Source organism: Flagellimonas onchidii (genome assembly GCF_004804315.1).
GTDB lineage: Bacteria > Bacteroidota > Bacteroidia > Flavobacteriales > Flavobacteriaceae > Flagellimonas > Flagellimonas onchidii.
In genome coordinates, this window is the sequence record NZ_SRXX01000010.1 from 110705 (window position 1) to 126281 (window position 15577).

Annotated in this window: 12 protein-coding genes; all 12 read right to left on the reverse strand. The window is 39.4% G+C overall.

Translation table 11 applies throughout. The features are described 5' to 3' along the window. Positions 1 to 5: 5 nt before the first annotated feature. Positions 6 to 1211, reverse strand: coding sequence for a glycosyltransferase (locus E4661_RS11915; protein ID WP_136467644.1), 1206 nt, complete (start codon positions 1209 to 1211; stop codon positions 6 to 8). Further along, positions 1204 to 2370 (reverse strand): glycosyltransferase family 4 protein, encoded by a 1167-nt coding sequence (locus tag E4661_RS11920; protein WP_205728955.1) that lies wholly within the window; start codon positions 2368 to 2370, stop codon positions 1204 to 1206. The genes E4661_RS11915 and E4661_RS11920 overlap by 8 nt, the downstream gene beginning before the upstream one ends. A 3-nt stretch (positions 2371 to 2373) precedes the next feature. Further along, positions 2374 to 3582 (reverse strand): glycosyltransferase family 2 protein, encoded by a 1209-nt coding sequence (locus E4661_RS11925; RefSeq protein WP_136467646.1) that lies wholly within the window; start codon positions 3580 to 3582, stop codon positions 2374 to 2376. 26 nt (positions 3583 to 3608) lie between these two features. Further along, a complete protein-coding gene (locus E4661_RS11930; RefSeq protein WP_136467648.1) occupies positions 3609 to 4577 on the reverse strand; it encodes a UDP-glucuronic acid decarboxylase family protein in 969 nt (322 codons plus the stop codon). Between the two features lie 10 nt (positions 4578 to 4587). Further along, entirely contained in the window at positions 4588 to 5940 is a 1353-nt protein-coding gene (locus tag E4661_RS11935; protein ID WP_136467650.1) for a UDP-glucose dehydrogenase family protein, read from the reverse strand. Positions 5941 to 5977: 37 nt separating this feature from the next. Continuing rightward, positions 5978 to 7936, reverse strand: a complete 1959-nt coding sequence (locus E4661_RS11940) for an LruC domain-containing protein (protein ID WP_136467652.1) — start codon at positions 7934 to 7936, stop codon at positions 5978 to 5980. Positions 7937 to 8057: 121 nt separating this feature from the next. Then, entirely contained in the window at positions 8058 to 8747 is a 690-nt protein-coding gene (locus E4661_RS11945; RefSeq protein WP_136467654.1) for a hypothetical protein, read from the reverse strand. 100 nt (positions 8748 to 8847) lie between these two features. Continuing rightward, complete coding sequence (locus E4661_RS11950; protein ID WP_136467656.1) at positions 8848 to 9747, reverse strand: glycosyltransferase family 2 protein; 900 nt, start codon at positions 9745 to 9747, stop codon at positions 8848 to 8850. Between the two features lie 10 nt (positions 9748 to 9757). Further along, complete coding sequence (locus tag E4661_RS11955) at positions 9758 to 11137, reverse strand: O-antigen ligase family protein (protein WP_417936399.1); 1380 nt, start codon at positions 11135 to 11137, stop codon at positions 9758 to 9760. Between the two features lie 119 nt (positions 11138 to 11256). Next, on the reverse strand, positions 11257 to 12603 hold the full coding sequence (locus tag E4661_RS11960; protein WP_136467660.1) for an oligosaccharide flippase family protein: 1347 nt from the start codon (positions 12601 to 12603) through the stop codon (positions 11257 to 11259). Further along, entirely contained in the window at positions 12603 to 14834 is a 2232-nt protein-coding gene (locus tag E4661_RS11965) for a GumC family protein (RefSeq protein WP_136467662.1), read from the reverse strand. Before E4661_RS11965 ends, E4661_RS11960 begins: the two co-directional genes overlap by 1 nt. Beyond that, complete coding sequence (locus tag E4661_RS11970) at positions 14834 to 15577, reverse strand: TolC family protein (RefSeq protein ID WP_136467664.1); 744 nt, start codon at positions 15575 to 15577, stop codon at positions 14834 to 14836. The genes E4661_RS11965 and E4661_RS11970 overlap by 1 nt, the downstream gene beginning before the upstream one ends.

Below are 15577 nucleotides of genomic sequence, written 5' to 3' on the forward strand. Positions count from 1 at the left end.
AGTTTTTAGGCCGTCTGCTGTTTTACTTTAAGAATGCAATTGTAAATCTCATTGACGTTGTTTTCCCAACTGTGCGACAATCCAAAGGCTCTCCGTTTTTCTTCCAACTCTGGAGAATTCTCAGCTAAAGCTTTTTCTATCAATTTCACATAGTCCTCAGCGGTTTCACCCAAGTAAGTATGGTCTTTAAAATATTCCATGGCCTTTGTGGCCGAAGCAACTGTTGGTTTTCCCATGGCCAAATACTCATCTATCTTTCGAGGGTAGTTCCCCATAGTGGCATCATTGATCAACTGCGGATTGATGGCCACATCAAAACCTTTGATATAATTGGGCAGTTCTTTGGCATCCCTGCTTCCCAAAAAATGAACGTTGTCCATTTCATGCAAAGTGGAAACATTGAACATGTCATCTTCAGGCCCGACCAAAACAATACTCCATTCGGGTCTGGCCTTTGCCATTTCTTCCAAAAGGGAAATACTCAATCTTCTGCTGCTTAAAAATCCTACATAACCAATAATGGGTTTGGGAGTGGATTTTAAATCTTTTGGAATACCAATTTCCCGTAGCTGATCATTGAAAAGAGAAGTATCACAACCTTGGCCCACCATATACGAATGATCTGTATACTGTTTGCCATATTCTGTATAAAGAGTAGAGTTGTTTACTACACAATCAGCATCTTTGATGAGTCTGGGTTCCAGTCGTACTCCATTTTTCCTCCAATAGGGGTTTTTGGTCAGATAGTCCCTCATATAATACACGTAAAAGGAGGGCTTCAACATCGTTTTTATATGTTGCCCCAAGAACATGGAACTATCATTGAAGATGATATAATCCTTAAACCCCAATCTTTCTATCGCACTTTGTACATCTTTGGTAAAGCGCTTTGCATTTATTTTGTTCAGGGTATCAAAAAGGAATTGATTTTTTATAAAATTGATGGACTCCGTCATGGTCTTCGGATACAGATTCCATATACTTTCGTTTAATTGCACCAAATCCGAATCTTGTCCTTTTTTGACCCTGATCCGCTTTTTTATTTTTTCTGTGTGCTTTTCCCGATGTCTTGAAATTCTGTCCATTGGAGGGTTTACATACAAGACACGATTGTTTTTTGCGAACTCCGCAGCGATATTTTTGCAGTTACTGCCAATTTCAATATCCCAAGCTTGTATGCCCATTACAATGATGTCCCTATTTTTAATCATTTTGTTCAACTTTTAATTGATTGTGAACATCTTCATATAGTTCCAGCACATTCTTGGCCATAGATTCCCAAGAGAAGTGTTTTGCCCTTTTAATTCCTTTTTCGGCCAATACCTTGGCCAAAACCTTATCTTCCACTATAGCTCTAATCGCATTGGTAATCTCTAAAGGATTAAATGGATCTACCATTAACGCGCTCCCCTCACCCGCTACTTCCGGCATGGACGAAGTGTTGGAGGTAATCACTGGTACTCCACAGGCCATTCCTTCAAGAATTGGGATTCCAAAACTCTCCCGAAGCGATGGATACAGGAATATCGCACTCTGACTTATGATCGCAGGCAAATCGGTATTGGAAACATATCCCGTTAAATGAATCAGTTCCCGTATCTCGCGTCCACCAGCAGTATCCAAAAGTTTGAGCAATTCCCCTTCATCATAATCCAACATCACCAATTTATATTGGCCTGGATATATCTTATTGAAATCGGCAAAGGCTTTCAACACTCCCTTAGTGTTCTTCTTGGGATCCGTGTTCCCTAAAAAGAAAAAGAAATTATCAGGAAGCTTATATTTTTCTTTGGCTGATGCTAGCTCACCCAAATCTGTAACTTTTTTGAAATGAGATCCGACGCCGTTATATATTGCCGTCAACCTGTCATCTTTAAACCCAAAATAGTTATTTATGCGTTCTTTTTCATAGTTGGAGACAGTAATGACCTTCTTACTTTTTCGAATCACCGGAGGTACAAAATACCTTCGATACATATTGCCCAATTTCTGGTACCATGTACCTTCTTTTTTGAAGAGACTGATACTTTCCAAATAAATAATGTCGTGCAATGTGGTTATAATCGGAACTTTAGAAAATAAAGGCCCTGTATTGCTTGTGCAGTGCAGTACATCACAACCTTCTTTATGGGCAGCTCTAGGCAGGGCGATTTGTTCCCATCCTGGATATCCCCATTTGCTATCCAGCTGAACAACTTTAAAGTTGGGCGCATTTGGAATGCAGGTATCGTCGAAGTCGGGTTTCACAAAAACCACATATTCGTTTTTTTGGTCAATTCTTTGGAGGTTTTTGATCAACTCCAAAGCAACCATATCCATCCCGTGCTTCTTTTTTCTAAAAAGACGTTGTCCCTCAATTCCTATTTTCATTTTTTATTGACTGTTAATGGTTCCGTGCTGGGTGTGTATAAACTTCTTATTGGCTCCCTTTAATTTGAATAGAGACAAGAACATTACCGCAAAAGCTTTAGGTAAGGTCATTAATGCATTGAAGGTTGATTTACTGTAAAATTTCCTTGGAACCGCAAAGGCAAAAGCTAAAATGACCAAGCCAAAACTTGTATACCAAGCATATGCTGGCACCATCATCATATTCGATGGCCAAATCAAGTTTAGTATAAAGTATGCAAACGTAAGTACTGCTACCAAGCCCAATAGAAGCACTCTGGGTGGTGAAACCATTTGATAGACCTTGTCAAAAAAATCGATATTACCTTTGGTAAACAACTCCTTCAGGCCTGGCATAAAATACCTCCCAAAATAAACGAATTGTGCCGAGAGCCATCGCTTGCGTTGATTGGCAAAAACTTCCGATTTTTGAACCTTTTCGTCCAAAACCAAAGCATTGTCCAAATACTCGATTTTGGTTCTATTCTTCAGAAGTTTCAATTCCAATTCCTTATCAAAGCCGCCAACGGCTTTCACGTTTGCCATGGTGTTCTTAAAAAAGTAATAGTCAAATGCCATCCCTGATCCTATCAAGGCCGAAGAAAGTCCTACAACCCTATGCCCCTTTCTAAAAATGTGGTTATTGATCTCTTCACTGATCGCATCAAGAATGGCGAAAGAAGTATTGGTGTTTTTTGCAATACGGTGTCCCTGCACCACTTTGTATCCTTGGTTGAAGGCTTGATTGATTTTTTCGACAAAATCTTCTTCCATAATATTGTCCGCATCCAAAATCAAAGCCACATCGTAATCATCCCCGATTACTTTCATAGCTTGGTTGAGTGCTTTGGATTTGGTGCTCTTTTCAAACGAGACTTCTACTACCCTTAAGGGTAATTTGTGAAGTTTGTCCAAAGTGCTTTGCTGAAAAGAATCTGCAATGATTACAACTTCAAAAAGATGTGAAGGGTACGTCTGCTTCAATGCTTGCTCTGCCACGTCAACAATTACACTATCTTCTTTGTAACCGGGAATGAGCACGGCAAACTTGCGTTGCTTCTTTAATATTTCTTTCTTTTTTCGGACTGAAAATAAGCCAGCAAAGGAAAAAAAGAATACATAAATGGATGCAAACCCGAAGTACCCTATTAAAAGTATTTCCAAACTATTGACCAAAATTTTGATTACATCCATGTTATGTATCCGTATTAGCTATTTAATTATCCTTCTACCAATTCTTTAATTGACTTTTCCTTCAGCAGATTATCAAAGTACTCGATGGTCTTGCCCAATCCGGTCCTTAAATCCACACTTGGCTCCCAGCCTTTCAATTTTTCTTGTGCAAGTGAAATGTCCGGTTTACGTTGCATGGGATCATCTGATGGCAACGGTAAGTGAATGATTTTCGACTTAGAACCTGTTAAATCGATGATATTCTCAGCCAGTTCCAACATGGTGAACTCCCCAGGGTTTCCGATGTTGATAGGACCGATAAAGTCATCTTCGGTATCCATCATTTTAATCATTCCATCGACCAAATCACTTACATATTGAAAGCTTCGCGTTTGGGTACCATCTCCAAAAATGGTGATATCCTTTCCTTGGAGCGCCTGCATGATAAAGTTGGAAACCACTCTACCATCATCCGGTTCCATTCTGGGACCGTAAGTATTGAAGATTCGTATGATCTTTACCAATACATCGTTGGAATTGTGATAGTTCACGAACAAGGACTCAGCACAGCGCTTACCTTCATCGTAGCATGAGCGTATTCCGATTGGATTGACATGTCCCCAATAATCTTCTGGCTGCGGATGCATCTCTGGATCACCGTATACCTCACTTGTTGAAGCTTGCAGAATCTTTGCTTTGATTCGTTTAGCAAGGCCAAGCATATTGATGGCTCCCAAAACCGACGTTTTAATCGTTTTGATAGGATTGTGCTGATAGTGCACGGGTGATGCTGGGCATGCCAAGTTATAAATTTCATCAACCTCAAGAAAATAAGGCAAGGTCACATCGTGACGTATTACCTCGAAGTACGGGTTGTCCATTAAATGGACAATCTTACTTTTTCTCCCTGTAAAGTAGTTATCCATGCTAACCACTTCGTTACCTTCTCTTAAGAGTCTTTCGCATAAATGGGAACCTACAAATCCGGCGCCCCCGGTTACCAATATTCGTTTCATTATTCCCTCTTTAAATTTTTACGGTTTCTTTTTCTGTACTATTGATCACTTTTCTTCCTATGCTATAATAGGTGAATCCGATTTCGTCCATTTCTTCTGGGTCGTAAATATTTCTACCATCAAAAATGAGTTTCTCGTTCATCAATTTTTCCAGAATCCTAAAGTTGGGCATCCTGAATTCAGACCATTCGGTAACCACAATCAATGCGTCTGCCTCAATAATGGCATCATATTCATCTTTAGCATATTCAACTTTGTCTCCTAAAATGCGATGGGTTTCCTCCATAGCAACTGGATCATAAGCTCTAACAGTAGCTCCGAGTGCTTTTAATTGCTCTATAATTACCAAAGAAGGAGCTTCACGCATATCATCGGTTTTCGGCTTAAAGGCCAATCCCCAAAGTCCAAATTGTTTGCCTTTCAAATTCTCTCCAAAGTGTGCTTTTATCTTTTCAACCAATACTGATTTTTGGCGATAGTTGACATTTTCAACAGCTTTTAGAACTTCCAACGAATGACCATACTCATCTGCAGTACGCACCAAAGCTTGAACATCTTTTGGGAAGCAGCTACCTCCATATCCTGTTCCTGGATAAATGAACTTGTTCCCAATTCTTGAATCGGAACCTATACCTTTACGGACCAAATCAACATTGGCACCAACCAATTCACAAAGATTAGCGATATCGTTCATAAAACTAATCTTGGTCGCCAGCATCGAGTTTGCGGCATATTTTGTCATCTCTGAAGAGAAAATATCCATGAACAACAATGGGTGACCGTTCATCAAGAATGGCTTGTAAAGTCTACGCATTACCTTTTCGGCACGCTTGCTTTCAATACCCACTACTATACGGTCGGGCTTTAAGAAATCATCTACAGCACTTCCTTCTTTCAAAAATTCTGGATTAGAAGCCACATCAAAAGGAATTCTGACATCGCGGTTGGACAACTCTTCTTCAACAGCTGCTTTTACTTTGTAGGATGTACCTACCGGCACGGTACTTTTGGTGATGATTACTTTGTAATCTTCCATATGTTGACCAATCTCCCTAGCCACTCCAAGGACATATTTTAAATCGGCACTTCCATCTTCATCTGGAGGGGTTCCCACGGCGATGAAAACCGCATCACTTTCTTTGATTCCCTTCTCTAAACTGGTAGTAAATGCTATCCTTCCCTTGTCAATGTTTCTTTCTAAAAGTACATCCAATCCTGGTTCATAAATAGGTACTTCACCGTTTCGAAGTTTTTCGATTTTTTTCTCATCGATGTCAACGCAGGTGACATTTATACCTGTTTCTGCAAAACATGTACCTGTTACCAGACCTACGTAACCTGTACCAACAACTGTTATATTCATAATTTTAAAGTGTATTTAAGGTTTGCTATATGTTTAATTATCTTACGTACCAATCTAAATCTTGAGTTCCTCCTGAGTTGGCCCAATTGACAAACTTTGGATACTCAATGGTAATGGGAATAGTCTCCCGTGGAGGGACAAAATCCCCGAATATGTTCAATGCCCAAGGCAAATTCTTATCGGTTTTATAATATCTGTCTTCACCAGAGTCGCTATCGTCATCTGAGGTTCCAAGTAGACCAGCTTTGCTGGTAGGTGCAAAATCTGGAAGGTGTACTTCCCGTGCCCTGTTTCCTCCTGATATTAAAAATGGATTGAATGGAACCTGACCCAAAGCCTCGTAGCTCACTGGGGTACTAAAGTCAATGACCAATTCTATGGTATCACCTTCCATCTGTTTGGTATTTCCGGCAATGAATATTACGGTCTCATTCGCTTCAGTTCCCGATTCTGTTCCATTGGGACTATTGTCGATGAATGCAGCATTCAACACTTGTCCTTCAACACTTTCAATAGATGATGGTGCAATCGGAAGTGTTATTCCAAATCCATTCTCTAAAGAACCTCCAATATGATCGATGGTAAATGTGCCTTCAATTCTTGCCACAAGATTGGAAGTGTTAGTGATGATATTATATCCGTATGACACAACTAAGTCGTTGAAATCATAATCTCCCTTGCTCGGCCACAAGTCTTCATAAGCCAACACCCCTGTAAGGTTTTCGCTGGGTGAAAAGTTGTTAAAGGCCAGATTTGTATCAAAAGGAAATTCATCCAGCTCGTCGTTTACCCCATCTCCATCTTCATCATTGGCCGGAATCAATGCAACTACATTGGTCAGTTCAATAGATTCTACCGGATTGGCTCTTGCATAGAATACGGCATCATTAAAATCATCATCAGAGTTTCCATCCCTTCGTAAATCCTCAAAGGCCAAGAAATTGATTTCTCGCGCACTATCGTACAACTGAACCATATGGGTGTTTAGATCGGATGCTTCGGGATTTAAACTTGGATCGGAATAAAAAATATTGTTGCCGTCCCCTACGGTAGAACCATTCCAACCATTGGCCACTATAAACCAAGAGACTACCGTGTTAGCAGGAAATCTTCCCAGATGAACTCGGTCTCCAGGAACCAATCCACCGCCGGACCCGACCATAGAGGTATTTGGAAAAATGATATTGTGGGTAGTAATGTCGTCAACAGTGGCTGGTTTGGAGCCCACTGGATACGTATAATATCCAAGGGCATTTCTATATCCGGCTCCCTCTGAAACAAAGGTCACCCATACATCGGCCAAATCTGTTAAAACCAAACTGGTTTCCGAAGAATTGGCTAAAAACTCTGGATTCGCCACTGGAACCCTACTGTATTCGGGAAGTGACATATTAATGTCATCTAGCAGGTTTTGCTGAATAACATCGGGCAATTCCATTTCGGCCGGCACCCCAAGGTTATCAAACCCACTTAAAAAAGTATAAGGGACTTTTCCTGCCAAGTTGCTGGTTCCCTTATTGTTTCTAAGAATTTTTCCTTTATTGCTGGATGACCTTTCATATATAGGTCTATAATCAAATGAGACACTGCCATTGTTAACGGCCAAACGAACATCCCTGGTCAGTCCAATATAATCGGAGTAGAATAGGACACTATCGGTTTGTGCCTCAACTTGGAATTTATTTTCGAAATGTCCATTGGCATCAAAAGTGGCCCGTCCTAAAATGATGCTATCTTGAGTACGTGTTTTACCATAAATTGAAAAAACAGCTTTACCCAAAAACTCGGGTACATCCAAGGTCACTTGGATTTCCTTACTTGTAGCATAGTCAAAACTTGCAGCAACGTTTAAGGCCGCCAATGGATCTGACTCCTCATTAGATGGCTCCTCACTGGACGGCTCATCCTGTGGTGGATCCAATTGATTTTCACTTACGCATCCGCAATACATGGAAAGCAATGCAAGAAGTAATGATACTCGTAAGACCTTGAACATTTGTTGTAAGGATTAATATTTTTGTAAATATTATCTTACATTTTAAGAAGGAAAAGTATTTGTTGTAAAGTGCTGGATTCGTGTTGTAAACGACTAACAAAAGGATTCTTACCCCAGAAATTTACTTATACTCAATATATAAAAGTTGGTCTTCTTCGTTTAAGGTAAGGATGACTTGACTTCCATAAAAATCCGTTACGTCTTCCAAATCAGCCATGATAAAATCTTTGGAGCTTATCACAAATTCACTAGGCTGCACGGATGTTTTGATCATGAAGGATTTTAAATAGCAATTTTTACTAGCAACAGATTTGAAAGTCCACATATTGGTATGCCATTTGACATCAAAGGTTTTTCCCGTTTGCTGATTCAATAACTGGACCGTATTGACACGTATTTGTTCACCTATTTTTTCCGTGTTTTGATTTTTAAATGAAGTTTCAAAACAAGCTGAACCACTAGAGGTCACATAACCATCGATACTCTCTTCGGAATGGTTATGTATTTCATAATTACCACAAAGTAAACTGGCAATCTCCTTTAGTTTATTGGGAGCAATAAACAGTTTGCCATCTTCTTCAAAAACCTGGATAAAAGGAAATGTGCCTGGGCTTTCTTCTTTTTTAAGACTGTTTTGAACAACAGCTTCTCCCATATGGGAATAGACATAAGTTTTGCTTTGCTTTTTTAATACTAGGTTCACCACTGCATTATTGGTTTCACTAGAAATCATTCTATAAACCATAAATCCACTGAAAAAGACCATTCCCAAAACAAGGTAAATACCCCAGCGTTTCTTTTTTTGTGCCATATGAGCCGATTTAGCCCCTTAAAAATAGAAAATATAGCATCGTACTGCTTTTTAAATTGACAAAAGCCAGTGTACGATTGATAAAACTGGAAATGAATCTCTATCCTAATTCTGTCTTATGTATGAGGTTCCAAGAAATTGCCCTCCAAAATGCCTTAAAGTGAGCCATTTCCCTTTTCAATAAAAACATCAGACTATTCTTGGGAATGGAAACTAGGCATTGAAACAAAAGGCTTATTCCCAATTGAAATGGTTTGAAATTACGTCTAGCAAACAAGATTCTGTTTCGGGAAATGTAATAGGTTTTCAATGGGCTAAACTTCCCTGTAGAAATGGACTCTTTGTGTAAAATGTATGATTTGGGCTGATAGTAAATCTTATAACCTGCTCGCTTGATCATTTCGGCCCAATCATGTTCCTCATAATATAAAAAGTAGATTTCGGTCATCATTCCTACCTTGTCAACGACTGTTCGAGGTACCATCATAGCGGCGCCATGGATGGACTCCGTTTCACCAGCCGTATCAAAACGACCGTCGTCTTTTTGGTGATATCCAATGCTACTATTTCGAATGGTCCAGTGGTTCATAGGGGTGTAACCTGCATATTGAATCAACTCAGGGTTCCAATGAAATTTGATTTTGGGGCTTACCATTCCTATAGTTTCATCTTTCTGGAGTGTTTCCACCAACGGTTCAATAAATCTTTCCGGAACAATGGTATCGTTGTTAATAAATAATAGATATTCTCCTTTGGATGCTTTCACACCCAAATTGTTTCCACCGGCAAAACCCAAATTTTCCTTGCTCTTAATCAAACAAACCTCTGGAAATTGCTCTTTGATCACATCCGGGTTGTCATTAGGCGATGCGTTATCCACCACAATAATCTCAACATTAGGATAACTTAATCCCTTTAGGGATTGCAACATTTCCAATGTCACCTCAGATTCATTGTAATTTATTGTGATAATCGATACTAAAGGTTTCTGTTTTTCCATGCTTCAAGGATTATGCTTGATTCAGCTGTAATTTTGCTTTTTTCAGTTCTAATTCTTCTGTAGCCGTCTCTTTCGCAGCCATAATTTTCTTATCAATTTTAGGAGCGATGAACATAAATACCATACCTGTGTACATCAAAATACAGGTCGGAAATTGTCCAAAAACACCATTTCCATAGGACGCTCCCATGATACCGAACATACCACAAACCAGTGCGGCAATCTGCCCCTTGAGCCAGTCGTCCCGTATTTTGAACATGACATTATACGCTCCGGTAATCAAAACAAAAAAGAGGATAAAAAGGTGTATATAAAGACCCACCACACCCGTATCGGCCCAAATAGCCACAAACCAACTATCAGTGGCCGTGTTAGCTAAAAATGTATGCGGCGTAAAACGTTGCCCCCAGTTACCTGTAGAGCCTATACCTCCACCAAAAGGCCTGGAAGACAAATAACTAGCTAATTTTCTTTGATTAGCCAAACGAACCTGTAAGGAGGCATCGTTAGGATCAAAAGCAGTTCGCATTCGTCTAACCTGTGCATTATTATTGAGCAATGTGGTGTATTTAAAAAATACAAACACTCCAATACCCATTATAGCTCCTGCAATAAGGATTGGAATATTTTTTCTAAGAATTAAGAACATGACCCCTCCAGCAGCTGGCACAGCGATTGCTCCTCTGGTTCCTGAAATCATCATTCCGTAAAGTCCGGCCAAAGCCACAACAATGCAGAATATTCTGAATTTTTTACTCTTAGCGAAGAGCGCCAAGACTCCAAAGACCACCCCCGCATGGCCTTGCGAAGCTCCAAACTGGCCTGCATCTGAATAGAATGAGAAGACTCTTAGTTTTCCGAACAATATATGGGTCAAAGACCCACCATTATCCAACCATCTTTGTTCAAAAGGATCTACACCAAACATTACTTGTTGAAATCCTTTTAAGGTTCCCAAAAACGACATAATACCCCAGATGATAAAAAACAATTTTAAGTCTTTGGAATCATTGTAAATGATGAAAAGTAGGGGCACAATCAACCATTGGTATAAGGCCAATCCGCGCATGGCATAGAACCATGCTTCAAAACTTACGGCCTCGGGGTTCACTGCTTGAAAAAGTGCATATCCAAACCAAATGGTGACCAATAAGGTCAACTGTGATTGAGCTCGATTCCATGGAATCTTAATTTTAAATGCCTTAAAGAAAAGGGCCAGATACATTAAAAACAATAGGCCATCTATCAACAAACCCCATGTCATCGGGATGTATCGCCCCAAGCCAAGGATTAGAAAATTCAGTATAAAAATGGTAATCAATCCGATTCTTGGGGTAACAAACAATACGGCCAAATACACCACAGCAATAGGAAGTATGATCATGGCCATCCCAGCAATTAATCCTTTGGATGCGGTAAGATGCGCACAGGTAATGCAAATGGACAGCAATATCGCAACAGGCAATGGCTTTTTAAGATAATCCGTACCATATGTTTTGTGAAACGGATTCATCCTCCCAAATAGGTATTTAAATTCTTGAAAAAGAAGATTCCTTCAGGCAGTATCTGCCTAGTTTGAATCTGTATTTCCTTTCTTAAATAGTGAAATCCAAGGATGATTCCCAAAATGGTAAAAAGAACCGTTCCTAACGCCACTACAACCAAACTTTCAAAAACGAAAACAGCCACCAAATCAATGATAATATTGGCAGTGGTCATATAAATGACCTTGTAGAGGTTGAGTTTGGGTTTGTTTATGCTATCCAATAGCACTCCTGTAAAGCGATCTACTGGTAACAGTAGTGTATAAACCGTAAAAATTCTAAAGACCACCGAGAGTAAGGGCAGCGAACTTTCGTATTCCTTTCCCCCCAACAATAGAATTAATTCTTCGGCAAAAATGTAGCATCCAATTGCCACTGGAACGAACAGTAAAGTTATGGCTCCGGAGTAGGCGTAGAAGGTTTTTCGAACACCATTAAGGTCTCCTTCGATGCTTTTTTTGGACATTCTTGGGTAGGCTGTCATAGTAAAGCTTCGCAGTGGAATACCCAACAAATCGGTAAGTTTTAATGGGATGGCATACATAGCAATACCTGCGGAACCCAATACCGGGCTCAATCCAATGATGAAGGTATCGGCACTTTTCAATAAGCTGGAGCCAATCAAAGTTCCCATGGAGTATTTCCCAAAGTTGATCAATTCTTTTTCTGAAGACTTATCAGCATATTTTAAGTAAAGTAATCCATCCCATTTTTTTAGGATACACCACATACTGGAAATCAGATTCACCACAAGGTTCACCCAAATGATCTCCAACAGTCCCCAGCGCAACCAAAACCCATTTACTATCAAGAACAACACAAACACTCCAATATTGGAAAAGCGAACCACCATCATGCGGTTAAAATTCTGCTCCGCCTGAAAGAGTGCTGAAGCATTGTTCCATCCCAAATTGCATAAAGCCAATAACGGATACCAAAGCAAAAAAAGTTGATATCCATTTATAGGTTCTATTTCCAGTACTTTTATCAGCCCATAAGAAGTCCAACATAAAGTGGCAATAGCCAGCAATAACATTAGGTTGATTCGACTGCTAGATCCCAACAATTTTTTATAGTCTTCTTGATTAGCCCCAGCCAACAGTCGTACTACTGAGGTTCGAGTTAATCCAAATCGCAATAGATCTACAAAAGTGGCCAGGGTAATGAACAGCACCCAATCCCCAAACAAAGGTTTGCTTAATTGGCGGGTAAGCAACATAAAACTGACCAAGCCTAAAAAAGCGACCGCCACATTGGCTATCAACGATGAGATATTTTTCTCCTTCCTTATTTTTTTGAGTTTCTGAATCATTACGCCACTGTTTTCTTGGTAAAGAATCTAAATTGGACAACTTTCTTGATCCATTTTCTAAGCAATGACCTTTTCTTAGGCAAATCGCCAACTACGGTTTCCATTTCAAGAACTTTGACGCCATTCAAGATAATTGTTGGTTCTGGTCCTGTGGTTGCTTCGTTGAACAAACTCAGGGCATTTTTATCTGCTTCGCCCCATGCCCTATTAGCCCTGGTAACCAAAAATGTATAATCCATTGTGGAAGCCAATTTTACCGGGAATGGACTTTTTATGATTCCAGGAATTTCGAGTATGATAAAATCGAAAAATGTGAAATCCGAAATCTCCCCATTATGGTCAAACTCTTCAACATTGGAAATTTTGTACAATCGATCACTAACCTCATACCAAAGTTTTTGGTAGCATTCTCCTGACAGTCCAAAGTCAAAATTATCATAGGTAATGTGAAGGGTCTTATAGTCCAATTCACATAGTTTGGCAATTAAGTGCTGACAAACAAAGGTTTTGCCCTCTCCTTCTTGTGTAGAAAAGAACATGTTCACCACGGGCATATTGCCTTTTTCTTTTTTAAACTGATTTAAGATAATGTTCCTGGAAATGGCATTGACCGCCTTATTTTTCAGGTACTCAAAATCGATTTTTTTACTGTTGGTATTAATGACAGGAAAAATAGAAGACACTTTAAGTTCAATCTTGTCCTCCGCTCTTGGAGCTGTATTCAGATTACCATCCAAAAACTCAAGTACCAACACCGTAAAAGCTACCAAGATGAAGCCCATCAATCCAGCCACAATAACCAATATCATACGCTTACTAGGCTTTGGGGATATTGGGAAGAACGGTACTTCTATAAGTTTAAGGTTAGATTTAAGCTCCACGTTTTGCTGTCTGAGTTTAGCTAGTCCTAGACTATGCAGTAAGCTTAGGTATTCACGTTCGGCAATATCAATCTTACGTTCTAAACGCTTCATTGTTGCACCCAAAGGTGAGAACACTTGGTACAACTGTTCAAACTCCAAGCGCTTTTCGTCCATGACCTTTAACTGGGCCTTGGTTCCCTCGTAGATGATCGTGTTCTCCAACCAGTCGGCCAAAATATTGGTAACAGCCAAGGTCTTATGATCATAATCGGTAACATAAAGTTGATCTACCTGCTCTTTTAGGTTCTCTTTTATTTCTGTCGCACGATCTTTTAAGCCAACAACATCTTTTGCATTTTGAACTTGTTTTAAGGAATCGCTTTCTATCCCCAAGGATTTCATCGAAATCTGAAAATTGACATCGGCCAGTTCGTTCCGCAGTGAAATAATATCCTTGCTGGACAATCGCTTTTTTTCATGTGCTTCCAATTTGGATTCCAAAGTTTCCAACACAGCTCTTGCCGCATAGTGCTTTATGTGTACTTTTTGGTATTCAAGCTCAAAATGCTCTTTCTCTGAGGCAATGTGTTTGGTCTGTTCGTAATAGTTGATGATGTTATGGGTTCTGTTGAAATCCAACAGTTCATTTTCGGCTTTCCTAAGCGTTTTTGTTGAAGTATTGAGTTGTCCTTCAAAATATTTGACGACAGCGTCGGACTGATTTACCTTAATATCTGCATTCAGTTTTACAAATACTTCGGAAAGAATGAGCAATGTGTTTTGACAAATTCCTGGATCTTCGGATTCAAACTCAATATCAACAAAGTCACTACTCAATATTCTTCTTACACTTATCCTTCCCACAATTTTTTCAATACTATAGTCAGGATGCTTTAGATTGATGAGCTCGTATATAAAATTAGTGTGGTTGGATTCTTTTAGTTTTTTAAAATTCTCATAGGTTTTCTGTACATCTCCCTTTACTACCAGAGCTTTTACGTCTTCTGGCACTATTTCCATTAGCACCTTATATTTCTCTTTGGAAATAATTCTCGCATCGGCACTATCCAAGGACATGTGTTGAGCGAACAACTTCAACCCTACAGTTTCGATAGTTGTTCGTGCCTTTATAAGATTAATAAGATTGTCATATGCCGTATTCGTTGCTCTAAAGTCCAATTTGGTATTATCCAATTCGATGGTAGACCCTGAGGCGATTCCGGTATAGACCCTAGCTTTGGAGTTGTAGATTTTGGGTTGGTCTTTGGTGAGGAAAAAGACCAAGGACGCCAAAATAATTGGCGTAACCAGCAATAAGGTAATATGCCTTAAAAGTAAACGAACGAAAAATAGAAGGTTAAACTTCATTATTCAAATTGTATTTCGATACCTACTGTACCCTCCAATGCCTTTAGGGCGATTAAAAATTCTGCTCTTTGCGATTCAAAAGAACTAATGGCCTGGTTCAACATTTGCTGCAACCGTGTATATTCTGTTACATTGATGGCTCCATTGGTAAAATCTTTTTCTGCCCTTATGGACTGGACTTTATAGGTCTCCACAATGGAGTTTGATATAAAAAAGAGCCTATGTATCTTAATAAGGTTATTATATTGATTTACTATTAGCTGTTCCAGCTCCCAGACAGCAAACTCTTTTTGATATTTGGATTTATCGGCTTCTGCCTTTGCATTCTTTATTTCCCGTTTTCTGTTGATAATAGTTGACAGCGGCAATTTTATGGATGCTCCAACGGTGTACCTGCTTTGTTCTGTTGAAAAAAGAGCTTGGCTTCCAGGGTCACCTGCAATTTGTTGATTGCTTAGATTGTCATAAATTCCATAGCCATAACCTGCTTCTAAATTTATGTTTCGCAACCATGCCCTTTTGGACAATGTTACTTGACCATCCCAATATTCATAGTCAGCATCAAAAAATTTGAGTCTTGGAGAGTTTTGTTTGGCTATTTCTATGAGGCTATCCAAAGGAGGGAGCCGCTGGGAAATGTCATTCTGTTTAAGCCCTCTATTCACAAAATCCGTTATAGATTGGCCATAAGAAATCCCAGCAATCATTACAATTGCCAAAGTAAACTGTATGCGTTTGTTCAT

What these genes read in the sequence shown, in the direction of transcription:
- E4661_RS11915 (WP_136467644.1), bottom strand. Translation starts at nt 1,211, where the DNA reads ATGATTAAAAATAGGGACATCATTGTAATGGGCATACAAGCTTGGGAT.
- E4661_RS11920 (WP_205728955.1), bottom strand. Translation starts at nt 2,370, where the DNA reads ATGAAAATAGGAATTGAGGGACAACGTCTTTTTAGAAAAAAGAAGCAC.
- E4661_RS11925 (WP_136467646.1), bottom strand. Translation starts at nt 3,582, where the DNA reads ATGGATGTAATCAAAATTTTGGTCAATAGTTTGGAAATACTTTTAATA.
- E4661_RS11930 (WP_136467648.1), bottom strand. Translation starts at nt 4,577, where the DNA reads ATGAAACGAATATTGGTAACCGGGGGCGCCGGATTTGTAGGTTCCCAT.
- E4661_RS11935 (WP_136467650.1), bottom strand. Translation starts at nt 5,940, where the DNA reads ATGAATATAACAGTTGTTGGTACAGGTTACGTAGGTCTGGTAACAGGT.
- E4661_RS11940 (WP_136467652.1), bottom strand. Translation starts at nt 7,936, where the DNA reads ATGTTCAAGGTCTTACGAGTATCATTACTTCTTGCATTGCTTTCCATG.
- E4661_RS11945 (WP_136467654.1), bottom strand. Translation starts at nt 8,747, where the DNA reads ATGGCACAAAAAAAGAAACGCTGGGGTATTTACCTTGTTTTGGGAATG.
- E4661_RS11950 (WP_136467656.1), bottom strand. Translation starts at nt 9,747, where the DNA reads ATGGAAAAACAGAAACCTTTAGTATCGATTATCACAATAAATTACAAT.
- E4661_RS11955 (WP_417936399.1), bottom strand. Translation starts at nt 11,137, where the DNA reads ATGGCCATGATCATACTTCCTATTGCTGTGGTGTATTTGGCCGTATTG.
- E4661_RS11960 (WP_136467660.1), bottom strand. Translation starts at nt 12,603, where the DNA reads ATGATTCAGAAACTCAAAAAAATAAGGAAGGAGAAAAATATCTCATCG.
- E4661_RS11965 (WP_136467662.1), bottom strand. Translation starts at nt 14,834, where the DNA reads ATGAAGTTTAACCTTCTATTTTTCGTTCGTTTACTTTTAAGGCATATT.
- E4661_RS11970 (WP_136467664.1), bottom strand. Translation starts at nt 15,577, where the DNA reads ATGAACAAACGCATACAGTTTACTTTGGCAATTGTAATGATTGCTGGG.